General features: G+C 49.7%; 27 protein-coding genes and 2 tRNA genes. 15 read left to right on the forward strand and 14 right to left on the reverse strand.

What is annotated here, in order from left to right; genetic code table 11:
• Positions 1–7 precede the first annotated feature (7 nt).
• From AC8GDC_RS06095 to AC8GDC_RS06135, 9 genes are all read left to right on the forward strand, one after another.
• A tRNA-Asp gene (locus AC8GDC_RS06095) sits at positions 8–81 on the forward strand.
• Positions 82–143: 62 nt separating this feature from the next.
• Positions 144–219 (forward strand) — tRNA-Phe (locus tag AC8GDC_RS06100).
• A gap of 164 nt (positions 220–383) precedes the next feature.
• The gene (locus AC8GDC_RS06105) at positions 384–1,985 is read left to right on the forward strand and encodes a DHA2 family efflux MFS transporter permease subunit (protein ID WP_506557763.1); all 1,602 of its coding nucleotides are present in this window, start codon (positions 384–386) and stop codon (positions 1,983–1,985) included.
• A 4-nt stretch (positions 1,986–1,989) separates the two neighbouring features.
• Complete coding sequence (locus tag AC8GDC_RS06110; protein ID WP_506557764.1) at positions 1,990–2,394, forward strand: fluoride efflux transporter FluC; 405 nt, start codon at positions 1,990–1,992, stop codon at positions 2,392–2,394.
• Positions 2,394–2,729: a fluoride efflux transporter FluC gene (locus AC8GDC_RS06115; RefSeq protein WP_506557765.1), complete on the forward strand. Its 336-nt coding sequence runs from the start codon at positions 2,394–2,396 to the stop codon at positions 2,727–2,729. The genes AC8GDC_RS06110 and AC8GDC_RS06115 overlap by 1 nt, the downstream gene beginning before the upstream one ends.
• A gap of 92 nt (positions 2,730–2,821) precedes the next feature.
• Positions 2,822–3,019 (forward strand): DUF3073 domain-containing protein, encoded by a 198-nt coding sequence (locus AC8GDC_RS06120; RefSeq protein ID WP_506557766.1) that lies wholly within the window; start codon positions 2,822–2,824, stop codon positions 3,017–3,019.
• A 109-nt stretch (positions 3,020–3,128) separates the two neighbouring features.
• On the forward strand, positions 3,129–4,109 hold the full coding sequence (locus tag AC8GDC_RS06125) for an iron ABC transporter substrate-binding protein (RefSeq protein ID WP_506557767.1): 981 nt from the start codon (positions 3,129–3,131) through the stop codon (positions 4,107–4,109).
• Entirely contained in the window at positions 4,109–5,650 is a 1,542-nt protein-coding gene (locus AC8GDC_RS06130; RefSeq protein WP_506557768.1) for an ABC transporter permease, read from the forward strand. The genes AC8GDC_RS06125 and AC8GDC_RS06130 overlap by 1 nt, the downstream gene beginning before the upstream one ends.
• Positions 5,650–6,675, forward strand: a complete 1,026-nt coding sequence (locus AC8GDC_RS06135) for an ABC transporter ATP-binding protein (protein ID WP_506557769.1) — start codon at positions 5,650–5,652, stop codon at positions 6,673–6,675. Before AC8GDC_RS06130 ends, AC8GDC_RS06135 begins: the two co-directional genes overlap by 1 nt.
• Here AC8GDC_RS06135 and purM read toward each other — a convergent pair.
• From purM to AC8GDC_RS06155, 4 genes are read right to left on the reverse strand one after another with little or no spacing between them, the layout of a single operon-like run.
• Positions 6,672–7,766, reverse strand: a complete 1,095-nt coding sequence (purM, locus tag AC8GDC_RS06140) for a phosphoribosylformylglycinamidine cyclo-ligase (RefSeq protein ID WP_506557770.1) — start codon at positions 7,764–7,766, stop codon at positions 6,672–6,674. The two genes, AC8GDC_RS06135 and purM, sit on opposite strands and share 4 nt — an antisense overlap.
• Positions 7,759–9,270: an amidophosphoribosyltransferase gene (gene purF / locus AC8GDC_RS06145; protein ID WP_506557771.1), complete on the reverse strand. Its 1,512-nt coding sequence runs from the start codon at positions 9,268–9,270 to the stop codon at positions 7,759–7,761. Before purF ends, purM begins: the two co-directional genes overlap by 8 nt.
• Positions 9,267–9,527 (reverse strand): hypothetical protein, encoded by a 261-nt coding sequence (locus AC8GDC_RS06150; protein ID WP_506557772.1) that lies wholly within the window; start codon positions 9,525–9,527, stop codon positions 9,267–9,269. The genes purF and AC8GDC_RS06150 overlap by 4 nt, the downstream gene beginning before the upstream one ends.
• Positions 9,524–9,880: a sterol carrier family protein gene (locus AC8GDC_RS06155; protein WP_506557773.1), complete on the reverse strand. Its 357-nt coding sequence runs from the start codon at positions 9,878–9,880 to the stop codon at positions 9,524–9,526. The genes AC8GDC_RS06150 and AC8GDC_RS06155 overlap by 4 nt, the downstream gene beginning before the upstream one ends.
• 55 nt (positions 9,881–9,935) lie before the next feature.
• Between AC8GDC_RS06155 and purD the strand changes: the two genes are divergently transcribed.
• Genes purD through purL form a run of 5 tightly spaced genes read left to right on the forward strand, consistent with a single transcriptional unit; the run spans position 9,936 to position 15,305 of the window.
• Complete coding sequence (gene purD / locus AC8GDC_RS06160) at positions 9,936–11,159, forward strand: phosphoribosylamine--glycine ligase (RefSeq protein ID WP_506557774.1); 1,224 nt, start codon at positions 9,936–9,938, stop codon at positions 11,157–11,159.
• Complete coding sequence (locus AC8GDC_RS06165; protein ID WP_506557775.1) at positions 11,113–12,027, forward strand: phosphoribosylaminoimidazolesuccinocarboxamide synthase; 915 nt, start codon at positions 11,113–11,115, stop codon at positions 12,025–12,027. The genes purD and AC8GDC_RS06165 overlap by 47 nt, the downstream gene beginning before the upstream one ends.
• A gap of 47 nt (positions 12,028–12,074) precedes the next feature.
• A complete protein-coding gene (gene purS, locus AC8GDC_RS06170) occupies positions 12,075–12,326 on the forward strand; it encodes a phosphoribosylformylglycinamidine synthase subunit PurS (protein ID WP_506557776.1) in 252 nt (83 codons plus the stop codon).
• A 4-nt stretch (positions 12,327–12,330) separates the two neighbouring features.
• Positions 12,331–13,026: a phosphoribosylformylglycinamidine synthase subunit PurQ gene (purQ, locus tag AC8GDC_RS06175; RefSeq protein WP_506557777.1), complete on the forward strand. Its 696-nt coding sequence runs from the start codon at positions 12,331–12,333 to the stop codon at positions 13,024–13,026.
• Positions 13,023–15,305 (forward strand): phosphoribosylformylglycinamidine synthase subunit PurL, encoded by a 2,283-nt coding sequence (gene purL / locus AC8GDC_RS06180; RefSeq protein ID WP_506557778.1) that lies wholly within the window; start codon positions 13,023–13,025, stop codon positions 15,303–15,305. Before purQ ends, purL begins: the two co-directional genes overlap by 4 nt.
• 17 nt (positions 15,306–15,322) lie before the next feature.
• Here the strand turns inward: purL and AC8GDC_RS06185 are convergent, their stop codons facing one another.
• From AC8GDC_RS06185 to pyrE, 6 genes are read right to left on the reverse strand one after another with little or no spacing between them, the layout of a single operon-like run.
• Entirely contained in the window at positions 15,323–15,676 is a 354-nt protein-coding gene (locus AC8GDC_RS06185; protein WP_506557779.1) for a hypothetical protein, read from the reverse strand.
• On the reverse strand, positions 15,673–16,266 hold the full coding sequence (locus tag AC8GDC_RS06190) for a hypothetical protein (RefSeq protein WP_506557780.1): 594 nt from the start codon (positions 16,264–16,266) through the stop codon (positions 15,673–15,675). The genes AC8GDC_RS06185 and AC8GDC_RS06190 overlap by 4 nt, the downstream gene beginning before the upstream one ends.
• Positions 16,267–16,325: 59 nt before the next feature.
• Entirely contained in the window at positions 16,326–17,615 is a 1,290-nt protein-coding gene (locus tag AC8GDC_RS06195) for an adenylosuccinate synthase (RefSeq protein WP_506557781.1), read from the reverse strand.
• Positions 17,616–17,660: 45 nt separating this feature from the next.
• On the reverse strand, positions 17,661–18,317 hold the full coding sequence (locus tag AC8GDC_RS06200) for a TrmH family RNA methyltransferase (RefSeq protein ID WP_506557782.1): 657 nt from the start codon (positions 18,315–18,317) through the stop codon (positions 17,661–17,663).
• Positions 18,317–19,552: an MFS transporter gene (locus AC8GDC_RS06205; RefSeq protein ID WP_506557783.1), complete on the reverse strand. Its 1,236-nt coding sequence runs from the start codon at positions 19,550–19,552 to the stop codon at positions 18,317–18,319. The genes AC8GDC_RS06200 and AC8GDC_RS06205 overlap by 1 nt, the downstream gene beginning before the upstream one ends.
• Positions 19,553–20,113 (reverse strand): orotate phosphoribosyltransferase, encoded by a 561-nt coding sequence (gene pyrE / locus AC8GDC_RS06210; protein WP_506557784.1) that lies wholly within the window; start codon positions 20,111–20,113, stop codon positions 19,553–19,555. It lies immediately after the preceding gene.
• 16 nt (positions 20,114–20,129) lie between these two features.
• On the opposite strand from pyrE, the gene AC8GDC_RS06215 reads away from it, so the two are divergent.
• Positions 20,130–20,903 (forward strand): exodeoxyribonuclease III, encoded by a 774-nt coding sequence (locus AC8GDC_RS06215; RefSeq protein WP_506557785.1) that lies wholly within the window; start codon positions 20,130–20,132, stop codon positions 20,901–20,903.
• On the opposite strand, the gene AC8GDC_RS06220 is transcribed toward AC8GDC_RS06215, so the two are convergent.
• The 4 genes from AC8GDC_RS06220 to dnaK are packed head-to-tail and all read right to left on the reverse strand — an operon-like array spanning position 20,900 to position 24,659.
• Complete coding sequence (locus AC8GDC_RS06220; protein ID WP_506557786.1) at positions 20,900–21,313, reverse strand: heat shock protein transcriptional repressor HspR; 414 nt, start codon at positions 21,311–21,313, stop codon at positions 20,900–20,902. The two genes, AC8GDC_RS06215 and AC8GDC_RS06220, sit on opposite strands and share 4 nt — an antisense overlap.
• A gap of 16 nt (positions 21,314–21,329) precedes the next feature.
• The gene (locus AC8GDC_RS06225) at positions 21,330–22,247 is read right to left on the reverse strand and encodes a DnaJ C-terminal domain-containing protein (RefSeq protein WP_506557787.1); all 918 of its coding nucleotides are present in this window, start codon (positions 22,245–22,247) and stop codon (positions 21,330–21,332) included.
• Positions 22,248–22,251: 4 nt separating this feature from the next.
• Positions 22,252–22,818: a nucleotide exchange factor GrpE gene (locus tag AC8GDC_RS06230; protein ID WP_506557788.1), complete on the reverse strand. Its 567-nt coding sequence runs from the start codon at positions 22,816–22,818 to the stop codon at positions 22,252–22,254.
• Positions 22,818–24,659 carry a molecular chaperone DnaK gene (gene dnaK, locus AC8GDC_RS06235; RefSeq protein WP_506557789.1) on the reverse strand — a complete coding sequence of 614 codons (1,842 nt, stop codon included), beginning with the start codon at positions 24,657–24,659 and terminating at the stop codon, positions 22,818–22,820. Before dnaK ends, AC8GDC_RS06230 begins: the two co-directional genes overlap by 1 nt.
• Positions 24,660–24,834: the final 175 nt, after the last annotated feature.

Genomic DNA, 24,834 nt, shown 5'->3' on the forward strand with positions numbered 1-24,834 from the left:
GCAACGAGGCCCTGTAGCGCAGTTGGTTAGCGCGTCGCCCTGTCACGGCGAAGGTCGCCGGTTCAAGTCCGGTCAGGGTCGCTTCAAATAGAAGCCCTCTTATGAGGGCTTTTATTGAATGGGGGTGGGTCAAACCACCTTTAGGCTCTGTAGCTCAGTTGGTAGAGCGAACGACTGAAAATCGTTAGGTCACCGGATCGACGCCGGTCGGAGCCACCACTTTCACTTGATTTTCCTTACCCACGCAAATTTCTTCTTACGTAATCAACTACTCAGCTAACACACTTCTAAACAATTGCTGAGTAGGTTGGGACTTAGAGATCTTCTGCTGGCCCCAAACCCCTTTTCGGCCAGCCCAATTCAAACCGCAAGGACAAACACACGTGCCTCAAAAAACACGCAATCGCTGGATCGGCCTGGTCTTTATCTCGATGGCAATTTCCATCGTGATCATCGACGGAACCATCGTGAACACCATCTTCCCGTCAATTATTGTTGACCTAGCTCTTACCTCCGCTGAAGTTCAGTGGGTTCAAGAGTCTTACATCCTGGTCTTCGCAGCACTGCTATTGGTGTTTGGTTCGATTGCCGATCGTATTGGTCGCAAGCGGCTGCTAATAATCGGCATCGTGATTTTCACAATTGCTTCGGTTTGGGCAGGACTTACCGAGAGTGCATCAGCGATGATCATGGCTCGTGTTGTGCAGGGTATCGGAGGCGCAATGGTGCTTCCAACCACTTTGTCTTTGGTAAACGCAAACTTCCAGGGCAAAGAGCGAGGAATCGCATTTGCTGTTTGGGGAGCAACCATCGGAGGAATGGTTGCTATTGGACCGGTTCTTGGTGGCTGGCTAGCAACTGATTTTGACTGGCGCTGGGCCTTTGGCATTAACTTGCCAATTGGAATCATCATCATCGCGGGTCTTTTGTATTTCGTACCAGAATCCAAATCAACTCAGCGTGCAGGTGGCATCGATTTTGTTGGCGCTGCAATCTCCGTTGTGATGTTCTCCACCCTCGTGTTTGGTCTTATTGAAGGAAGAATCTACGGTTGGTGGGATGTCAATCCAAACAACCAGTTCTCAGCTTTTGGTTACGACTGGCCAACTGATGGCATTTCAGTAATTCCAATTTCGCTGTTTATCTCTGTTGTTGCAACAATCGCTTTTGTCCTTTGGGAGAAAAAGCGTGAGAGCGAAAAGAAGAATGTTCTTTTGGATCTTGATCTATTCAAGATTGGTTCATTTAGAAACGGGTCTATCGCGGCTGCGATTATCTCGATGGGTGAATTTGGAATCTTGTTCGCGATTCCACTTTGGCTTCAGAACGTTCTAGGTCTTTCTCCAATCAGTTCTGGCCTTGTTCTTCTATGGCTGGCAGCCGGTGCCTTCCTGGCATCTGGAATTGGTGGAGCACTAAGCGGAAAGCTTGCTCCAGCAATGGCAGTTCGTATCGGTGTTGGGCTTGAACTAATTGGTGTTGCAGGTATTGCACTGAATGCAACCATCGATGCTGGTTGGGCTTCGATTGCAGGATTCTTGTTTGTCTATGGAATCGGTATCGGTCTTGCAACAGCGCAACTAACCGGTGTGATCATGGTTGATGTTCCGATGGACAAATCAGGTCAGGGTTCAGGTTCTCAGTCAACTGTTCGTCAGATTGGTTCGGCTCTGGGAATTGCTGTTTTGGGAACAGTTTTGTTCACCTCCACACAGGCAAGTTTGGAAACCAGACTTAGTGATCTTCAGCTTGAGTCGTCTCAGCAGGTAGTGATTGTTGACGCGGTTGTTGAATCAGCCGGTGCTGCAATTCCTGAACTTGGTGCAATCAGCCCAGAAATCCAAACTGCAGCCGGTGAAGCATTCACCGACGGAGCTAAGGCTTCGGCTTGGGTTGCCGGAGGATTCTTGCTGCTTGGATTTGCAAGCACGTTCAACCTTGGTTCTCGCAAGCCTGTAAAGACTTCTGGTCGCAAGAAGAAGTAGTTCCTTGCAAGCAAAAGTTCTTGGAGCGGTATTTCTTGGTGGCGCAATAGGTTCCATCGCCCGTTTTCTTGTGATCTTGGGCGTTGATGAATTAGCGCTTCAGGATTTGTCGCAGGAGCTAATTGCTACGTCAATTGTGAATTTGGCCGGAGCGTTTTTGCTCGGGTTTGTGCATGTAATTGGTGCCTCTCGCTCAGAAACCTGGAAAGGCTTTTTCGGTCCAGGTCTTGCTGGTGGATTTACCACCATGAGCGGTCTTGCTTTGATCACCGCGGGAGCGGAGCTTGGACTTTCCAGCGTTGGTTACCTGTATTGGATGGTGGTTGCAATCCAGTTGGTACTTGGAGTTTTGACTTACTGGCTTGGAACACAGCTGGCTTCCCGCAGATCTAAAAAGGCGGCAAGCTAATGGAAATTTTGATTTCAGTTGCAGCAGTTGCCCTGTTAGGTGGAGCAGGAAGTGTGCTTCGACACATCGCTGGTTTCTGGTCTGGAGCTTTGCCCTGGGGAATTTTGGCTGTGAATTCGATTGCTTCGTTTGTGGTGGGGCTTGCTGTTTCAAGCGGTGAAAATGAAATTGCATTGGTTGTTGGACTAGCTGGCGGGTTATCAACTTTTTCAACTTTCGCTGCCCAAAGCTACGAGTACCTAAAGAATGAACAAAGGTTTAGAGCCATCGCCAATCTCGTTTTGAACTTGGCTCTGCCCGCTCTAAGCCTGCTAACAGCTGTGATTTGGCTCTAGCTAGGCTTCAGGCTGGATGCTAAACTTAGAACAGATTTCAGGTTTTCTGGGCCCAATCTGGCACGGACAAGATACGAAAGAGGGGTCTCGCCATGGGGCGTGGCCGTCAAAAGGCGAAACACACCAAAGTAGCCAGAGAGCTGAAGTACTTCAGCCCTTCTACTGATTACAGTGCGCTAGAAAAAGAACTCACCAAAGCTCCAGGTTCAACTGAACCTGACTACGAAGACAAGTGGGCGGATCTCTACGAAGACGAAGAGCCGCAAGAAGACACCGAAGCTAAGTCCTAAAAGTCCTGCGGGCAACCTCCTTCAGGCAAAACAGACGGTCGAAATGATATTCGATCCGAAACTGAGAGAAAAACTTCATATGAATTTTGTTAGAACTAGGCTCGCGCCTTTGGCGTTAGCACTCGCCGCGATTGTCAGCCTTAGCGCCTGCGCGAGCGAAACCCCTGGTTCCTCATCGGGTGAATCAATTACCATCTACTCCGGTCGAAGCGAAGATCTCATTGCCGAGCTTCTGGAAACTTTCACAGCCGAAACCGGAATCGGGGTTGAGGTTCGTTATGGCGACTCAGCCGAGTTAGCTGCTCAAATTCTCGAAGAAGGCAGCAACATCCGCGCCGACGTTTTCTTCTCTCAAGATGCCGGAGCACTTGGAGCACTTGGCAACGAAGGTCTATTGAAGGCACTTCCTTCCGAAACGCTTGAACTTGTTCCAGCGCAATATCGTTCCGATGCCGGAGTGTGGGTTGGCGTTTCCGGTCGTGGCCGCGTCATGGCATTTGATCCAGAGAAAGTCACTGAACTTCCAAAAAGCTACATGGATCTAACGAATCCTGAATGGAAAGGCCGGATCGGTATTGCACCAAGCAATGCATCTTTCCAGGCATTCGTAACTGCAATCCGAGTTCTTGATGGTGATCAGGCTGCAAGCGAGTTTCTGAATGAGATGAAGGCAAATGCCGTTCTGTTTGAAAAGAACTCACAGATTCTTCAAGCTGTTGAAGATGGAGTAATTGAACTTGGTCTTATAAACCACTACTACTGGTTTGAGCTTGCGGAGGAAACTGGCGTCACGGACATGCGATCGGAAGTTGCCTGGTTCCAAGCTGGAGACGCGGGAAACCTAATCAACGTTGCAGGGGTTGGTGTACTTTCTGATAACCCAGCTGCAAATGAATTTGCCAAGTGGTTACTTGGAAAAACCGCTCAGCAGTACTTTGTTGAAAAAACTGCCGAGTACTCGTTGATCGGCCTTGCACCGATGTATGGAATCAAGCCAATCACCGAAGTTGAATCTCCAACGTTTGATCTCTCTGACTTGGCAACCCTGTCAGTCACACTCGAGTTGATACGTACTGCCGGATTGCTCTAATGAATGACAAGCAGGCAAGGCCGCCACTAGCTATTTGGTTAGTGGCAGCCTTGGCTGTCTTGTTAGCCCTTATTCCTTTTGGCTATCTTCTAGTTCGCGTTTTTGGAGCAGGCTTTGAATCCTTCCTAGAAATATTGGAAGAAACCCGAACTCTCGAGTTAATGACGAGTTCGCTCCTTCTTGCGTTGGCAGTCTCTGTTTCGGCAATATTGATTGGGACTTTTCAAGCGTGGATTGCCGTTCGCTCTAACTTGCCAGGGCGGAAGGTTTTCGCAGTTTTAGCAGCGCTTCCACTCGCTATACCCTCCTATGTCGCCGCTTACTCCTGGTTAGCCGTGTTTCCTTATCTCAGCGGTTTTTTTGCAGCCTGGTTGATACTCACCATGGGAACAGCACCTTTGGTTTATCTCTCTGTTTCAGCAGCACTTGCAAGGTTTGATTCGGCAACTGAGGAAGTTGCTTCTTCATTGGGTGCAGGGAAATTTGCTGTACTTAGGAAAGTCACTTGGCCAAACATCAAGGGTGCCGCTTATTCGGGAGGATTGCTTTCCGCTCTATATGTCCTCAGCGATTTCGGGGCAGTCAGCATCGTTCGATACGACACCTTTACTAGAGCCATCTATAACGCTTATCGCGCAAGCTTCGATAGAAACTTGGCCGCAACCCTGGCCCTAATCTTGGTCGCTGTCACAGTTCTAGTTTTAGTCATTGAGTCTAAATCCCAAAGGGATAAGCCCATAGGAACAGTGATTGCAAATCGTCTAAACAGAATTGATCTGCAAAACTATAAAACGCCGCTGGTCGCACTTCTTGCTGGGATCGCGAGCATTGGTCTTGTTGTACCTATGGCTAGCTTAATTCGATGGTCAATAATTGGCCTTCCGGAAACAGATTGGGCTCAAGTTCTTGACGCCCTGTTTAGCTCGTTTTATCTTTCAATTTCGGGTGGGCTTCTAACCGCCATGCTCGGAGTTGCTTTAGCAATAGTTGTGGTGAGATTTAGAACGCCTTTCTCGAAGTTACTTGAACGGTCTGTTTGGCTGACTCACGCGACTCCAGGAATCGTTGTTGCGCTATCTTTGGTGTTTTTTTCTAACCAAGTTGCACCGTGGATCTACCAATCTCTGTTCCTAGTTTTGATTGCATATGTAGCTCTGTTTTTGCCCAACGCCTTGTCTGCAATTTCAACACCGCTTCGGCAGTCGCCGATTTCACTTGACGAGGTTTCTGCGTCTTTGGGGCTCACGAAATTTCAGACTCTCCGAAGAGTAGTGCTTCCGATTGCCGGACCTGGAATCTTTGCCGCAACAACACTTGTGATTTTGACAGTTCTAAAGGAATTACCGGCAACACTTCTGCTTCGCCCTACTGGCGTTGAGACTTTAGCTACGAGACTGTGGACTGAGACTGGAGTGGCTTCATTTTCAACAGCGGCACCGTATGCATTACTTTTGGTATTGCTGGCAGGAATTCCAGCCTGGTTGCTAAATCGAGCAATTAGAAAAGATCTTGAGCCAATAAACGATTTGGAGCGTGTCTAGTGAAACTTGCGCTCTCAAACATCTCAAAATCTTTCAGTAAACATCGAGTTCTTAATGACCTCTCATTGGAAGTCACCGAGGGCGAATTCGTTGCAGTGCTTGGCTCTTCTGGATCAGGTAAGACAACACTTCTTAGATTGATTGCCGGCTTTGATGATCCTGATTCCGGTGAGATTTCAATTTCTGGAAAGCTTGTCGCTTCAAAGAATGTCTTCGTTGCGGCTGAGGCTAGAAAAGTTGGATACGTGCCTCAAGATGCGGCACTATTTCCTCACCTTTCGGTTTTTGAAAACGTTGCCTTTGGACTCAAGGGCTTAAGCAAGGCAGCTCGCGTTGATCGCGTGCGTGAGCTTCTAAAGCTTGTCTCCATGGAAAGTTTTGAAAGTCAGTCGGCAACGGAACTCTCTGGTGGTCAAAAACACCGCGTCGCGCTCGCTCGAGCATTAGCTCCTGAACCAGAACTGATTTTGCTTGATGAGCCATTCGCAGCTTTAGATGCTGAGCTTCGTGCCCGCATTCGCGAAGAGATCAAGCAGGTTTTAGACAAAGTCTCTTCCACCACAATTCTCGTCACCCACGATCAAGAAGAGGCCCTGTCGATTGCCGATCGCGTGGCACTCCTTCGTGACGGAAACTTTGCTCAGGTTGGAAACCCAAGAGAGATTTACTCGGCTCCAGTTGATTTAGGTGTTGCAACCTTCTTAGGTGACTCTGTGATTGTTGACGGAGTAATTGAATCAGGTAAGGTCAGCACTTCTTTGGGTCAATTAACTTTGTTGAACTCTGCCAAGGAAGCAAGCCGTGGCAAGGTTGCCATTAGACCTGAGAACTTTTATCTGCAACCAGATCTAAACGGTGACTCGATTGTTGTTGGAAGACAGTTCTTTGGTCACGATGCAGTGGTGGAAGTAAAGACTCCTAAGCAACTGATTCGCGCTAGGTCTTCTGGGCCGTTCGCCCCGGAGGTTGGCATGAAAGTCACCGTCTGGGTTCGCGGTGCTGTGAATTTCTATCCGGAGGCTTAGGCGTAAGCGCCAGTTAGCCTAACTGCTCCACCCTCAACACCCTTTGCGGATGTTACAAATCCTGAAACATCACTTGCAGTTTCAATCACTCCAAGCTGCCAGGTCTGCACACCCAAAGAATTCAATTTCGCAGAAACTCCCGTGGCTTTGTCTGCAGAAACAACAGCAGCAAACCCAAGACCTAGATTCCAAGTTCCCTCGAGTGATTCGAGTGAATAAGCTCCCCACTCCGCCAAAACTCTAAAGACGTTATCTGGTGACCAAGAAGATCTTTCGACTTCTAGTGCAACACCTGCAGGCAGAACGCGTGAGAGGTTGGCAGCAATTCCGCCGCCGGTGATGTGTGAAAGTGCATGAACTGAATTCCCGAGTTCTGATTCCAAAAGCTGGTTCAGAATTCCCGTGTAAAGCATGGTTGGTTCAATTAGCACTTCACCCAAAGATCTTCTGCCAAATTCAGGAACTGGTTTTTTGTAATCGAGTTTGCTGTCGGCAACAATTTTGCGAACCAGGCTGTAGCCATTGGAGTGAAGACCGGAAGATGCCATTCCAATAACAACATCGCCGACCTTGACTTTTTCAGGACCCAAAACTTTCGCAGCTTCAACGACACCAACTGCTGCCCCTGCAACGTCGTAGTCATCGGGTCCTAGTAATCCAGGATGTTCGGCGGTCTCGCCGCCGAGCAATGCCACGTCCACCTTCTTGCAAGCTTCGGCAATTCCACGCACGATATCAGCGATTCGGGTTGGAACGAGCTTTCCGCAGGCGATGTAGTCGGTCATGAATAGGCTTTTGGCACCCATCACCACGATGTCATCGACCACCATGCCGACTAGGTCTTGGCCGATGGTGTCGTGTTTGTCGATTGCTTGGGCAATTGCAACCTTGGTGCCGACGCCGTCGGTTGAGGTTGCAAGAAGTGGTTGGTGATAGGACTTTAGGAAAGAGACATCCATCGCTCCGGCAAAGCCGCCAAGGGATCCGAACACTTTGTCATTGTGGGTTGCGCTAACTGCTTTTTTCATGAGGGAGACCGCTAGGTCTCCGGCTTCGGTGTCTACGCCGCTAGCGGCGTAGGCGTCAGTCATTAGCCACCTTGTTGAAGCTGCCGTCGACCGGAATTGATGCAACGCCTTTTTCAAGTAGGTTCTTGCCCAGCCGGTCAGCGGTTGGTAATTCGATTGGATACTCACCTGTGAAGCAAGCTGTGCAAAGCTCAGATTCTTTTTGTTCTGAGGCTGCAATCATTCCTTCTTTAGAAAGGTAGCCAAGTGAATCGGCTCCGATTGATGCACGAACATCATCTGGAGCAAGTCCAGTTGCAATTAGTTCTGCGCGGGTAGCAAAATCCACTCCGTAGAAGCAAGGCCAGGTAATCGGTGGGGATGAGATCCTCACGTGGATTTCTTTTGCTCCTGCTTCGCGGAGCATCTGAACTAGAGCTCGTTGAGTGTTGCCTCGAACGATGGAATCATCGACAACGATGATTCGCTTGCCCTTGATTACTTCTTTTAGGGGATTTAGCTTCAGTCTGATTCCAAGCTGACGTATGGTCTGGCTTGGCTCAATGAAAGTTCTACCGACGTAGGCATTCTTCACTAGTCCGTGACCGAAAGGAATTCCGGATTCCTGGCTAAAGCCAATTGCAGCAGGCGTTCCTGAATCAGGAGTTGGAATAACTAGATCTGCTTCGACTGGGAATTCGCGAGCTAGGGCTTTGCCCATATCTACTCTTGCGTCGTAAACATTTTTGCCATTGATGGCGGTATCTGGCCGTGCCAGATACACATATTCGAAGACGCAACCGGCCCGCTTTGGTTTTGCAAAGATCATTGAGCGAAGCCCGTTTTCATCGATCACGATTAGTTCGCCCGGTTCAACCTCGCGAACAAAGGAAGCTCCAACGATATCTAGTGCTGCCGACTCAGAGGCAACAACCCAACCGCTGTTTAGTCGTCCAAGTACAAGTGGTCTTACTCCCTGCGGGTCGCGCGCTGCGTAAAGAGTCTGCTCATCCATGAACACCAAGGAAAATGCTCCACGGACTTTTGGAAGAAGTTCCATTGCAGTTCCCTCAAGGGAGTTATCTGGGTTTCCTGCAAGCAGTGCTGTTAGCACAGCGGTGTCTGTTGTGTTTCCGCCGGTGATTTCGTTTTCTGATTGATCTGGGTATTGGCTAATAAGCATCTCGAGTAGCTCAGCTGTGTTGGTTAAGTTTCCGTTGTGTCCTAGTGCAACAGTTCCAGAGGCAGTTCGACCAAGGGTTGGTTGAGCGTTTCTCCAACTGGAGCTACCGGTAGTTGAGTAGCGAGTGTGTCCAATGGCAACGTGGCCACGCAAAGATTCCAAAGCAGACTCAGAAAAAACTTGTGATACAAGACCCATGTCTTTGTAGACGGTCAATTTTTTACCGTTAGAGGTTGCAATACCTGCGGATTCTTGTCCGCGGTGCTGAAGTGCATAGAGACCAAAGTAAGTAAGTTTTGCGACTTCTTCTCCCGGAGCCCAAACTCCAAAGACGCCACACTGATCCTGCGAACCTTTTTCTCCTGGAAGAAGGTCGTGGTTTAGTCTGCCGTCGCCGCGGATCACTCTACGATTTTCGTGGCTTGAAGTTTTGAGCCACGACCTCTCAAGAAGACATCAAATAAAAGCGCAGCCAAGATTCCAATTCCCCCACCGAAGATTCCACCGAAGGCAACAAGTAGTCCTGCAAATTCTGCTGTTCCAAGTCCTGCAACAAATGCAATCACTGCGCCAAGAAAAAATCCGGTGAGTGAAAAGGCAAGGTATTTAGGAGCACGCCGAATGCTTACCTCTTCCGAGGAAACAGTGGGATTTTGGCTCATGGTTTAAATATAGGGAACAATCCAGCCAGATCTGACCGACTGCCCGAAGCGGTTAACTTGCCTAGAACTGCTAGCTCCTCGAAGGATTGTTTGCCTAAGGCAAGCTCAAGCCAGCTGGTTGGATCCATTTCAACTACGTTGGCCGGGGTTCCTCTGGTGTGGGTAGGACCTTCAATGCACTGCACCGCTCCAAGGGGAGGTATCCGAACTTCAACGGCATTGCCTGGGTGATTTGTGCCGAGTTCTTCGAGCAAGAACCTAACTGCGGTTGCGACCAAAGCATCCGATACGCTGCCTGAAAGGTATGCGGAGATTGCCTCAAGGCCGTCGGCCCTTGCTATTTTTCGGCGCATCACAGCTACCAGACTACAAAGCCTGGCGCTTTACCAACTAACTAAGCTTGGGAAGATGAAGATTCTGGTTTTGGGTCAAGGCGCCAGAGAACACGCCATCGTCAAGTCCCTAATCAAAACTGGAACAAATCCCAGCCACATCATTGTTGCCCCAGGCAACAAGGGCATCGCGGCGCAAGTTGAGTGCCAAGTGGATCTCGACCCAAACGATCCTCTAGCGGTTTCCAAATTCGCCCTCGAAAACTCAATTGAGCTTGCCATCATCGGTCCTGAAGCCCCTCTGGTAGCGGGTGTGTCCGATGCACTCCGCTCTCAAGGAATTGCTGTTTTTGGGCCAAGCAAGTTAGCTGCTCAACTTGAGGGAAGCAAGTCATTTGCTAAAGAGGTTATGGCAGCAGCCGGAGTTCCAACCGCTATGGCGAGGCAGTGCAAAACACTTGCAGAGGTTGAGCAAGCAATGGAAGATTTCGGAGCACCATACGTTATCAAAGCCGATGGCTTAGCTGCCGGTAAAGGTGTCATAGTCACCGATGATTCTGCTGCCGCATTAGAGCACGCCAAGGCGTTTATTGACATGGGGATTTTGGTTGAGGAGTTTCTATCCGGGCCAGAGGTAAGCCTGTTCTTTTTATCTGATGGTGTCTCTGTTATGCCACTTGCCCCTGCGCAAGATTTCAAACGTGCCTTCGATAACGATGCAGGTCCAAACACCGGTGGCATGGGTGCGTATAGCCCGCTTCCCTGGCTAGAAGATAACTTCGTACAAAAAGTTGAAGACACCGTTGCACTTCCAACCATTCAAGAGCTCGCACGACTTGGAGCACCTTTCGTTGGGCTTCTGTATTGCGGACTTATCGTGACAGAGCGCGGAATCAGAGTAATTGAGTTCAACGCCCGCTTCGGAGATCCCGAGACACAAGTTGTTTTGGCAAGACTTATTACATCCCTCGAGACACTTCTATACAAAGCATCCACCGGACATTTGGATTCTGCACCAGAAGCGCAGTTCTCTAGCGAGATGGCGGTCACTGTTGTTCTGGCAAGCGAAGGGTACCCATCGACCCAAGCTCCAGTCAGAGAAGTCAAGGGAATCGAAAAAGCTGAGAAGGTAAACGGTGTTGAGGTTTGCTACGCCTCGAGCGTTGGTCGAGTGCTATCGGTAGTTGCGGTTGGAAAGACATTCAAGAAAGCGCGCAAGCGCGCTTACAAAGCAATCGCAAGAATCAAACTTGATGGTTCGCACTACCGAAGCGACATTGCAACCAAGGTTGCTGAGTAAGTTGGCAGAGACAATTGCCGGTTGGAAACTTGTCTATAGCGGCAAGGTAAGAGATCTCTACGAATCAGAGGATGCATCGCTTTCTGATTTGATTTTGATTGTTGCATCTGATCGCATCAGCGCATTCGACAACATTCTGGATCCTGCAATTCCAGGCAAAGGCGAGAACCTAACATCGGTGACAAACTTTTGGTTTGAAAAACTTGATGTTCCAAACCACCTAGCTAAAGGTGTCGCGGTGCCTAAAGAAGTAGCTGGCCGAGCAACGGTAGCCAAGAAGTTGTCGATGTATCCAATCGAATGCGTAGTGCGCGGATACATCTCTGGTTCTGGATACAAAGAGTATTTAGCAACTGGTGCAATTTGCGCAGTGAAGCTTCCCTCGGGATTGAAAGATGGCGACAAACTACCGCAACCTATTTTCACACCAGCTTTCAAAGCAGATCTTGGATCCCATGATGAGAACATCACATTCGAGAAAGTAATTGAAATTGTTGGGGAAGAAGTAGCGAACCAATTGCGAAAGCTTTCCCTTTCGGTTTTTGACTCGGCGAGCGTGATTGCCGAAAAAGCTGGATTGATTTTGGCCGATACCAAGTTTGAATTTGGTTCAGATCCTGCAACGGGTCAGATGGTTTTGGGCGATGAGGTGCTCACGCCTGATTCCAGCAGATACTGGGACAAGGCAGCCTACGAGGCTGGAAACCGAAACGAGAGCTTTGATAAACAGATCGTTCGTAATTGGTTGCTTGAGAACTGGGATCCAGAATCTGGTTCTAAGCCTCCGGTTCTAACCCCAGAGGTAGTTGCGCGAACATCTTCCAGGTACGCGGAGTTGCGCGAAAAGCTCGTTGCTTCTAACCAGTAAACTTCAGGTATTCCCAAGTTGTTTTAGCCACCGTAGGGGGCCAAAAGTTGCCGAAAATCATCGTTCAGGTAATGCCTAAGCAGGACCTTTTAGACCCTCAAGGTAAAGCTGTTGCAAGAGCCCTAGAGCGCTCAGGACACAAAGCCATCAGCGCGGTCCGCATCGGCAAGCGAATTGAACTTCACTACGCAACTACTCCGACCGATGCCCAGCTTCAAGAAGCCAAGAAGATTGCGGAGAGCTTCTTATCCAACGGTGTTATCGAAGACGTAGTCGAAGTATCGATTGAGCAAGACTAATTAGATGAAGATCGGCGTCGTCACTTTTCCAGGATCCCTAGATGACCGCGACGCGGCCAGGGCTATCCGCCTTGCAGGCGGAGAGCCAGTATCCCTATGGCACGCCGACAGCACGATCAAGAAGGTAGACGCGGTTGTTCTACCCGGCGGCTTTAGCTACGGCGATTACCTTCGCTGCGGAGCAATCGCAGCCCAAGCACCGGTTATGAAAACCATCATCAAAAAAGCAGGTGAGGGCCTTCCGGTTCTAGGCATCTGCAACGGCTTCCAGATCCTTGTTGAATCACACCTTCTTCCAGGTGGTCTTATCCGAAACGAAAAGCAGCACTTTGTTTGCAGAGATCAGAAACTTCGCGTTGAGAACGTTGACTCGGCTTGGACAAATGCTTTCCAAAAAGGCGATGAAATCACCATCCCTCTAAAAAACGGCGAGGGTGGTTACATCGCAACCGAAGATACTCTGAAGATGCTCGAGGGCGAAGGACTTATTACCTTCAGGTATCTAGAGGTAAACCCGAACGGTTCGATGAATGACATTGCAGGACTTAGAAACGAACGCGGCAACGTAGTTGGATTAATGCCTCACCCAGAGCACGCAGTTGAGCCTGGCTTTGGACCGGATTCCCCTGTTGCCATGCGATCAGGCGTTGATGGCCTGAAGATTTTCCAGTCGGTGTTGAGCTCAGTGATTTCCGCATGATCATCGATACCGTAAAGCAATCTAAGAAAGAAGCCGATAAAGAGCAGCCATGGGCTGCCCTAGGCCTCAAAGAAGACGAATACGACAGCATCCGGCAAATTCTTGGTCGTCGTCCAACTAGCTCAGAACTAGCGATGTATTCGGTTATGTGGTCTGAACACTGCAGCTACAAGTCTTCAAAGATTTATCTTCGTCAGTTCGGTGAGAAAGTCACGCCGGAGATGAAACAGCACCTTTTGGTTGGCATGGGTGAAAACGCCGGTGTTGTTGACATCGGTGAAGGATTGGCCGTGACCTTCAAGGTCGAAAGCCACAACCACCCAAGTTACATCGAACCGTTCCAGGGTGCAGCAACCGGTATCGGTGGAATCGTTAGAGATATCTTGACCATGGGGGCTAGACCAATTGCAGTGATGGATCAGCTTCGCTTCGGTGCCCCAGAAAATCCAGACACCGCTCGAGTAGTTCACGGCGTAGTTGATGGAATTTCCTTTTATGGAAACTGCCTGGGACTTCCAAACATCGGTGGCGAAACTGTTTTCGACAAGGTCTACCAAGGTAATCCTCTTGTAAATGCACTGAGCATCGGAGCACTCAAGCACGGAGATCTAAAGCTTGCTAAAGCTGACGAAGCAGGAGATCTTGTTGTTTTGTTTGGCGCACGAACTGGAGCCGACGGAATCGGTGGAGTATCCGTTTTGGCAAGTGAGACATTTGACGCCGATGGTCCATCCCGCAGACCAGCCGTTCAAGTTGGCGACCCATTTGCCGAGAAGGTTTTGATTGAGTGTTGCCTTGAACTATTTGCTGCGGGTTGTGTGGCCGGTATTCAAGACCTTGGTGGTGCAGGTATTTCTTGTGCGACAAGTGAGCTTGCATCAAACGGTGGCAAGGGCATGAAGGTACAGCTCAAGAAGGTTCTACTTCGCGATGAGTCACTCACTCCAGAAGAAATCTTGATGAGCGAGTCTCAAGAGCGCATGATGGCGATTGTTCCTAAAAAACACCTTCGTGCTTTCAAAAAGATTGTTGACAGGCACGAAGTCGAATACTCGGTGCTTGGAAAGGTCATAAACAAAGACCGCCTGTTGATCAATTGGGGCAGACAAGAAATCGTCAATGTCCCACCTCGCACCGTGGCCCATGATGGACCGGTCTACGAGCGCCCAGTTGAACTGCCTAAGTGGCAAGCTGCTTTGAATGCAGATTCCGTGAAGGCTCGCGGTCTTTACCGTGCAAATGACAACACAACAGATCTTGCAGCGCAGTTTGTTCAGATCGTCTCCTCGCCTAACCAGGCCGATAAGTCTTACATCACCGCTCAGTACGACAGGTACGTCGGCGGTAACACCGCTCTTGCTTATCCTGATGGCGCTGGCATGATTCGCGTTTCAGAAGAAACCGGTTTAGGTGTTGCGCTATCAACTGATGCCAACGGTCGCTACTGCCAGCTAGATCCTTACCAGGGAGCACGCCTTGCTCTTGCGGAGGCCTATAGAAACGTTGCAACCAGCGGTGCGAAACCGCTGGCAGTGACCAACTGTTTGAACTTTGGATCTCCCGAAAACCCAGAAGTCATGTGGCAGTTCAAGCAAGCAACCACCGGTCTTGCCGATGGCTGTCTTGAACTGGGTATTCCGGTCACCGGTGGAAACGTTAGTTTCTATAACCAAACCGGTGATGTAGCGATTTTCCCAACCCCCGTTGTCGGAGTCCTCGGCGTGATCGACGATGTCGCAAGAAGGATTCCATCCGGATGGCAGGACGAGGGCAACAACATTTACCTTCTCGGAATTACTAAGGACGAATTAGATGGCTCGGTTTGGTCTGAGGTAGTTCACGATCACTTAGGCGGAAAACCACCGGTAGTTGACCTTGATTTCGAGAAAAGACTTGCTGAGCTATTGCACGGGGCAAGCCTTCAAGGACTTGTTGCATCCGCAACGGATCTTTCTGAAGCAGGTCTTGCTCAAGCTCTTACAGAGTCGGTGCTGCGTTTCAATATGGGTGCCAGGGTTTGGATTACCGAGCTGTGTGAGAGAGATGGCGTCGATAGAACCTCCGCTCTTTTCTCGGAGAGTACAAGTCGGGTGCTTGTGAGCGTTGGTCGGGAAGATGATGTTAAATTCGTAGGTCTGTGTGATGCCAGAAACATTCCAGTTCTTCGCATCGGGGTCACCGACAACACCGGTGAACTTGAGGTTCAAGATCTAGCGACCTGGAAACTCGATGAGCTTCGTAGCTCTTGGGTTGCTACCCTGCCTGAGCTATTTGGCTAGAGGCGAACCAATCTCGATTAGTTGATTAGATTTCCAATAACCGAGGAGTCAAAGTTCACTCCCGATAGCGCACACCGCACACCAATTTCAGATGCTGCAGCACCCGCTCCGGTAACATCAACCTCGGCACCCTCAAGAGCCGTTGCTAGGTCATCAACTCGGGTTGCAAGTGTTCCAGCGGCAATCGGCGAAACATCGGAGCGCAGCTTTGCTGCTACTTCTGTTGGGGAGAAAGTATCCAGGGAAACGTTCTCGGTGCTAACAACAGTTGCGAGCTTTTCGCAGGCAGCTGCGTCGGATTCCTCACCAAGAAGTGATGAACAACCGGTTAGTAAAAATACTGAAGCAAGAGACAGGGCAATTAGTTTCATGCGGCGTCTTGGTTCCTTTGCGGGCTAAGTCCTGTGATTTCCAGAGGATAGTCGAGGTAGTCGGAGTACAGCGCGAGCTTTGGCTCTTTCCAAGCGTAATCTCGAGCAACCTCGGCAAGACATGCCCAGAAATAGACATTGAGCAAACTCACAGAAAGTGAACTTACCGAGTCATCAGGAAATGCTCGACCTAACATTCTTCGAAGCAGGGTAGGAACATCAGATAAACCGTGACGGTGAAAAGCTGCACGAATTTCGAACTCCATCTCACGTGCACGCCTTGGGTTCCAAAGCATCGAGCCTTGGCCGTGCTTCAACAAGTGGTAAACCTGAACCGCTTGGGAGTACCGGGCGTTATCCAGAGAATCAAAGATCGGAATAAATCTTTCAACTTCAAAGCCATTGTTTCGAAGGTCTAAAACATCTGGGTAGTGAAAGAACCGATAGAACGGAACGTGAGGGCGGGCTTTCGAATACGGCGTGAGAGTAAAGCTTGCAACCAGAGGGTCTTGGCCGTTAGCAGCCGATCCCCAACGATCGATGGCGTCATCTTTATCGTTTGGTAGGGAGGCGTATTCAGCGCGGGTCACGAACTAATTCAACCAAGTAATTGCGTTGCGCGTTCCCAGAATCGGAAAATTGCTTGCGGTTAGGCCCGAAGAAGGTCGTGACGCACGATAGTTGCGTTGCGATCTGGGCCAACACCGATCGCGGAGATTCTGGTTCCAGAAAGCTTCTCGAGAGCTAACACGTAATCCTGGGCGTTCTTAGGAAGGTCTTCAAACTTCTTCGCCGAGGTTATGTCCTCGTCCCAACCAGGGAAGATTTCATAGATTGGCTTAGCGTGGTGGAAATCAGACTGGGAAACAGGGATTTCTTCCATCCGAACACCATCAACGTCGTACGCGACGCAAACTGGAATTTCCTTGATGCCGGTTAGAACATCGAGCTTGGTCAAGAAGATATCTGTTAATCCGTTGATGCGGGTCGCAAATTTTGCGACCGGTGCATCGAACCAACCACAACGACGTTCTCTTCCGGTTGTTGTTCCAAACTCAAATCCCTTCTCGCGAAGGAATTCACCCCACTGATCAAACAGCTCTGTTGGGAAAGGTCCTGCACCAACGCGGGTTGTGTAGGCCTTTAGGATTCCAATCACCGAGTCGATTTTGGTTGGACCAATTCCGGATCCGATAGTTGCTCCACCAGCAATTGGTGAGCTCGATGTCACGAACGGATAAGTTCCGTGGTCAACATCCAAAAGTGTTCCCTGGCCACCTTCAAGCAGCACTGTCTTTCCCGCTTCTAGGGCTTTGTGAAGCTCTAGTGCGGTGTCTGAAACCATCGGGCGAATGCGGTCTGTGAAGCTAAGAAGTTCACGAACAACTTCCTCTGCTTTGATTCCTGCTCGGTTGTAAACCTTTGAAAGCAATTGGTTCTTCTGAGAAAGTGCTGCTTCAACTTTCTGGCGAAGGATACTCTCATCGAAAAGATCCTGAACACGAATTCCAAGTCGTCCGACCTTGTCACCGTAGGTAGGGCCAATTCCGCGACCGGTTGTTCCAATGGCGCGCTTTCCCAGAAAGCGCTCCGAGACCTTGTCGATTGTGACGTGGTAAGGGGTGATGATGTGAGCGTTAGCTGAAATCTTTAGCTTGGAAACATCTACGCCTTTTTCGATAAGGCCATCAAGCTCCTTGATTAGAACTGCAAGATCAATAACAACACCGTTGCCGATTACAGGAATTACTCCGGGTGTAAGGATGCCACTAGGCAGTAGGTGCAAAGCAAACTTCTTGTCTCCGATAACGACTGTGTGTCCGGCGTTGTTTCCGCCCTGGTATCTAACTACGTAGTCGACTCGATCACCGAGTAAGTCTGTGGCTTTGCCCTTGCCTTCATCGCCCCACTGGGCGCCAACTAGGACTATTGCAGGCACAGATAAAGCCTACCAGCTAGGGCTTTTGGGCCTGCTGGGCCCAAGCTAGCCACGAACTACGTTCTGCATGACCCACTGGTGCATGGTTATTGCAGCCGCCGCTGAGGCGTTGATTGACCTGGTGGAGCCAAACTGAGTGATCTCAACAACATCTTTTGATGCTGCAATTGCAGCATCGGACAAACCTGGGCCTTCTTGGCCAAAAAGCAGAACGCAGGTTTCAGGCAACTTATAGCTTTCGAGTTGTTTGCAACCTGGCACGTTGTCGATTGCGATGATCGGAATCGCTTTACCGTCATTTGCAGTTTTCGACCAGGATACAAATTCTTCGACTGTTGGGTGATGCAGGATGTGTTGGTAGCGATCGGTTACCATCGCACCTCGTCTGTTCCATCGCTTATTGCCGATGATGTGAACTTGCTTGGCTAAAAATGCGTTAGCGGTTCTAACGATAGATCCGATGTTTAGATCGTGTTGCCAGTTCTCAATAGCGACGTGAAAGTTGTGACGGTTGCTATCAAGGTCGGCAACAATTGCTTCCATTGACCAGTAGCGATACTTGTCAACAACGTTTCTGGTATCTCCATATTGAAGAAGTTCAGGGTCATACTTTTCCGAACCAGGACCTGTTGGAAGATCTCCTTGCCACGGTCCAACTCCCCAGGTAGTTAGTTCTGGGCTTGGGTTTTCAGGTGTTTCCATTAGGTCGCCGGAGCCAAATCTCTTGCGGCATCAAGCTGCTTATTTGACTTATTGAAGGAAACAAACACCGACAACACCAAAACAATCACGGCCAGGAATAAGTAAACCGGCTGAACTCCTACACCGTCGACTGCAATACCAACGGCAACCGCAGTCAAGGTTGGTCCCGCACCCCAAATGGTCATTTCGATACCGAAGACTCGACCGCGCATGTTCTCGGGGATAACCCTTTGGATCACGGTGTTTAGCATCGGCATTAGCGGTCCCCAGCTAAAGCCAAGTACAGCGCCAAGAATCAAAAGAACCCAAAATGGCGGGAGCAGGGACATCAGTAGCACAGAAGATCCAAGCCCAATAAAGCCGAATTTCATAATGGTTGAGTACTTGAACTTCTTCTGCAGTTTCTCGAAGAGCAGTGCTCCAACAACCGATGCTCCGGCCATGGTGGAGATAAGTATTCCAAGGCCTTCGGCATAGTCGAGGGCGTTGAAGTGAGCGGGTAGAACTACCATCTCGATTGGAAGATAAATCATTGCGAGAGTCATCACAAAGCTCAGTCCCAACAAAACCGCTGGGGTTTTCAAGACAGTCTTAGCCCCGAGGATCGTGTCTTGAAGCAGGCTTCCGGTTTCAGAAACTCCGTCTCCCCTGGATTCTTTAGTTCTAACGAAGAACAATGCTGTTGCTGAGAGTGTGGAGAAAAACGCAACAACGTAGAAAACATCGAAGGGTCCAATCAAGCCAATAAACAATGCGGCAACCGCAGGACCGATTGCAAAACCAGTTGCGAACACCGCTTCGTGAATTGAGTTAGCTCGCTCAAGTGATAATCCGGAAGGGCCTGCGACATCAGGGATGATTGACTTTCTTGCGGTGCTAGAAGCTGGACTAACAATCGCTCGACCTAGTGCTAGTAAAACAAGCAGAGCAAAGGAAATCTCGATTGAGTTATGTACAACTGGAATTAGAAGAATAGTCACTGCTGTCAGAACCTCAGAAATAAAGCCGCTGATGCGCCTTCCAATTCGATCAATCAGCGTTCCAAGAATAGGGCCAAAGAAAATTCCAGGAATGGAAGTAAGGGCAACAAGTGCTCCAGCACTTGCAGCTGATCCCGTTATCTCAAGAGCTAGCCAAGGAAGCGCAATAAAAACCATTGAGCCGGAAATAACGCTGGTGATGTTGGACAGTTCAACTAAGAAATAGGGCAACGTGCTGCCCTTTTGTCTGGCCAATTACAAACCCAAGTCTGCGAGCGAAACGGCGAACAGATACCGGTAGCCGGCATCCTCGATCGCTTCGCGAGCACCGGTGGCACGATCAACAACTGTTGCAACAGCCAACACGGTTGCACCTGCTTTTTCTAAAGCTCTGGCTGCGGTCAACGGTGATCCGCCGGTTGTTGAAGTGTCCTCAAGAACAATCACTTTTTTGCCTGAAACATCAGGTCCTTCGACTTGTCTGCCCATGCCGTGATCTTTCGGAGCCTTGCGAACAACGAATGCGTCGATGGTTCTTCCCTGGGCGGAAGCCTGATGCATGATTGCGGTTGCCACCGGATCTGCTCCCATGGTCAATCCGCCGACTGAGTCGTAATCCTTGATCCCTGATTTATCCAGCAGCTCGAGCATCACCTTGCCAATAAGAGGTGCGGCTTCGTGGTGCAGGGTGGCCCTACGAAGATCGACGTAGTAGTTGGCTTGAATGCCGCTGGAAAGAGTGACCGGCCCGTGAACAACGGCTAGTTCCTTGATCAGCTCAATAAGGCGTGCTTTGGAAACCGGGGATTCGGACATGCCTTAAGTTTAAGGAGTGAAGATAGCCACCTGGAACGTAAATTCGGTCAGAACCCGTGTTAATCGGGTTATTGGCTTCCTAGAATCCAGTGGAACTGACGTTTTGGCTATGCAGGAGATCAAATGCAAGCCAGATCAGTTCCCTTATAAGGCTTTTGAAGATGCCGGCTACCAAATCACCATGCACGGTCTAAACCAGTGGAATGGTGTTGCCTTCGCAAGCAAGATCCCCGCCGAGGATGTCGAAATCGGATTTTCTGGAATGCCCGAGTTCAAAGAGGTCCAGGAGGCTCGAGCAATTGCTGCAACCTTCGATGGAATTCGGCTTTGGAGTTTGTATGTTCCAAACGGTAGAACACTCGATGACCCACACTTTCCTTACAAGCTCGAATGGCTCGATCGGTTAGCTGCCGTCACGGCAGAAACCCTAGAGAACGAACCGGATGTGCCCTTGGCGCTAATGGGCGATTTCAACATCGCTCCTTTAGATACCGATGTTTGGGACATTAACTTTTTTGCAGGTTCAACTCACGTCACACCGGAAGAGCGCCAAGCATTCGAAGCATTTGAACAGATTGGTTTGCAGGATGTTGTTAGACCGCTGGTTCAAGACGGCTATACCTATTGGGATTACCAGCAGCTTCGTTTTCCGAGAAACGAAGGAATGCGCATTGATTTCATCTTGGGCTCTGAAGCCTTCGCGGAAAAAGTGAAGTCAGCCAGCATTGAACGCGATGAGCGCAAAGGCGAAGGCCCGAGCGATCACGTGCCAGTTGTTGTTGAGATTTAGCGAGCCCGCCACAAAACAACCTGAGTTGCTCTTGTTGGTCTTTTACCAGCAGCCAAAGATTCGACTCCTTGATCGCCTGCTGCAAACACTCTCGCACCTGGTCTATTCATTAGTTCATTAGCTAATGCTTGCTCGAGATCGCGAACGCGCTGCTTTAGCTCAGCGTTATTGTTTTCTAGTTCCAGAATTCTTTTGATCCCCTCTAGGGATACTCCTTCAGCAGACAAAGCTGCAATCTGTCTTAGCTGAGCGACATTGCGCATTGTGTAGCGACGAGATTGACCTAAGGTCCTGCGAGGAGAAACCAAACCTAAGCGGTCATACTGACGAAGAGTTTGAGGATGCATCAGGGCAAGCTCTGCTGCGACCGAAATCACAAACAGTGGTGTGTTCTCATCGAACTCAGCCATCAGCTACCCCTTTCCTTTATAGAAGTCCTGCTCGTGAGAGCAGGTCCGTTCTCGGATCTTCGTCAGGCATAACTGCCTGGAAGTCTTGAAGTGCTTTCTTGGCTTTTTCGGACATGTGTGATGGAACCGCTACTTCAACAGTTGCAAGTAGGTCTCCGCGTGCGTTGCCAGCGTCAACTCCGCGACCTTGAATGCGAAGGACTCGACCGTTCGGACAACCTGGGTTGATCTTTAGTTTTACCGGTTCGCCACCAAGTGTTGGAACCAAAATGTTTGCACCAAGTGCTGCTTCAGTAAATGTCACAGGAACTGTGACACGAAGGTTTGCCCCATCGCGCGTGAAGACCGGATGCGGCTTTACGCGAACGGTGATGATTAGATCTCCCGATGGTCCACCATTTGGAGAAGGTCTTCCTTTGCCGCGAAGTTTTATCTTTTGACCGTCTTGCACACCAGCTGGAATTTTTACGTTCAGTGGTTCCATGCCCTGCAGGGCAAGTTTGATTGTTGCGCCTTTTATTGAATCAATAAAGTCAATCGAGGTTCTTGCTGTTAGGTCAACCCCTGCTGCTGGTCCAAAATCAAATCCGCCGCCAAAGCCTCCGGGGAATCCTCGACCTCCCCCACCAAACAAATTGGAAAAGACATCTTCGAATCCGCCGCCTTGTCCTTGTCCGCCAGCTGTAAATCTGGCGCCGCCGCCCATGGCACGAACAGCGTCGTACTCTTTTCTTTGTTCTTTGTCTGACAAAACTGAAAACGCTTCGCTGATCTCTTTGAACTTAGCTTCTGCTTTGGCGTCGCCTGGATTGGAATCCGGGTGGAACTGACGAGCTAGCTTTCGGTAAGTTTTTTTGATGTCAGCTTCTTGGGCGTCTTTTGCTACGCCAAGGATCTTATAAAAGTCCTTGTCGAGCCAGTCTTGAGATGCCATTTAGCTATTTTCCTTCAGGAACCAAAACTGAGACCATTGCTGGGCGAATCAGCCGATCTTCCAGCTGATAACCGGCCTCAATGACCTCATTTATTGTTTCTTCCGTGACATCGGCGCTTGGAGTCTGAGCTAGGGCGTTGTGAAGTTCAGGATTGAACTTCTCCCCCTTGGCACCAAAGCGCTTTAGGCCGAATTTCTCGCCTGCGCTTCGAAGCTTGGTTCCAACGGCAGCAAAAGGTGTCCCTTCAAGATCGCCGTGTGCTTCGGCGCGCTCAAGATCATCAAGTGCTGGAAGGAAAGTACGAATGACTTCAGCAATGGCTGCATTTCTCGACTGATCGCGGTCGCGCTCCACGCGGGATTTGTAGTTTACAAATTCCGCCTGAAGGCGCTGCAAATCAGCAAGTAGTTCAGCTTCTTTACTTATCGGTCCAGTTTCGGAAACCAAGTCGGCAAGTTCCTGATCAAGTTCGTCAGAACCGCTAGCTTCATCGAGGTTGGCAGGCGGTGTGTCCGCCTGCCCCTCAATGTTTTCAGAAGCGTTTTCTGGGGAAGTGTTTTCCTCAGTCATTACTTCTTCTCTTCAGCTGGCTCTTCGTCTACTACTTCTGCGTCAACAACATCTTCGTTAGAAGCAGTTGCATCGGCTGGAGTTTCCTCAGAAGCACTCGCGTAGATTGCCTCCCCTAGTTTCTGGGAAGAGGTAACCAACTTTTCGTTGGCTGCCTTGATGGCGTCGATGTCTTCACCGGCAAGTGCGGTCTTAAGTGCATCAACGTCAGCCTGGACGTCAGTCTTGACATCCTCAGGTAGCTTCTCGTCGTTGTCCTTAATTAGCTTCTCGGTTTGGTAAACCATCTGCTCGGCAGTGTTCTTGGTTTCCTGCTCTTCACGACGCTTCTTGTCAGTTGCGGCGTTCTCTTCGGCTTCGCGAACCATGCGCTCGATGTCTTCTTTCGGAAGAGATGATCCTCCGGTGATTGTCATCGACTGCTCTTTAGCGGTTCCCTTGTCCTTAGCTGAAACGTGAACGATACCGTTGGCATCAATATCAAATGTCACTTCGATCTGTGGGATACCGCGTGGAGCTGGTGCGATACCGGTTAGTTCAAAGTTTCCAAGTGACTTGTTGTCCTTGGTGAATTCGCGCTCACCCTGGTACACCTGAATCGAAACCGAAGGCTGATTGTCATCAGCAGTTGTGAAGGTTTCGCTTCTCTTGGTTGGAATAGCAGTGTTGCGCTCGATCAACTTAGTCATGATGCCACCCTTGGTTTCGATTCCAAGAGACAGAGGCGTCACGTCGATAAGTAGAACGTCTTTACGCTCACCCTTTAGAACACCTGCCTGAAGAGATGCACCAACAGCAACAACCTCGTCAGGGTTTACGCCCTTGTTCGGTTCTTTTCCTCCGGTTAGCGTTTTCACCAATTCGGTGACTGCTGGCATACGAGTTGATCCACCAACAAGAACTACGTGTGCGATGTCGGCAACCTTTACTCCGGCTTCCTTGATCACATCGTTGAACGGCTTCTTGGTGCGCTCTAGTAGATCAGCGGTTAGCTGCTCAAACTGAGCACGGGTAATTGTCTCGTCCAAGTTGGCAGGACCGTTCTCGGTAAGAGAAAGGTAAGGAAGCTGAATGTTCGCAGTTGTTGACTGCGACAATTCTTTCTTTGCCTGCTCGGCTGCTTCCTTTAGACGCTGAAGTGCAATCTTGTCTTTGGAAACATCAACACCGGTGGTGTCCTTGAACTTTTTGACTAGGTGATCAACAACTCTCTGGTCCCAGTCGTCTCCACCTAGGCGGTTATCACCTGAGGTTGCGCGAACCTGGATTGTTGAGAAGTCATCGTCTTTTCCAACTTCAAGAAGTGAAACATCGAATGTTCCACCACCTAGGTCGAATACCAAGATCAGTTCGTCTTGCTTACCTTTATCTAGTCCGTAGGCCAGAGCAGCAGCGGTTGGCTCGTTGATGATACGTAGAACATTTAGTCCTGCGATCTCACCGGCATCCTTGGTTGCCTGACGCTCAGCGTCGTTGAAGTAAGCAGGGACAGTGATGACTGCGTCAGTCACTGGCTCGCCTAGGTAAGTCTCAGCATCGCGCTTTAGCTTTGCCAAAATTCGAGCTGAAAGCTCCTGAGGGGTGTAGTCCTTGCCGTCCACCTTGAAGCTCCAGTCGGTGCCCATGTGGCGCTTTACCGAAGCGATGGTGCGGTCAACGTTTGTGACGGCCTGGCGCTTGGCGGTCTCTCCGACCAGTACTTCGCCGTCCTTGGTGAAAGCAACGATAGAAGGGGTTGTTCTAAACCCTTCCGCGTTAGCGATAACGCTAGGCTCTCCACCTTCCAGGACTGAAACCGCGCTGTTAGTGGTGCCTAGGTCAATACCTACTGCACGTGCCATATCTGTTTTCTCCTTGTATTTACTGAGGTTTTTCTGCTTCGAACCCAAACTTGAGCCCGATTGACTCAAGTTTCACATTTCACCAGATTATTGTCAAGTGGTTTTGGCAAAAGCTGAGTCATTCTCACTCAACTCTCAGTTTTCATCTGCTATTTGCCGTTCCAGAGGCCCTTTT

This window comes from Rhodoluna miladensis (SeqCode) (assembly GCF_965234705.1).
Lineage (GTDB): Bacteria > Actinomycetota > Actinomycetes > Actinomycetales > Microbacteriaceae > Rhodoluna > Rhodoluna miladensis.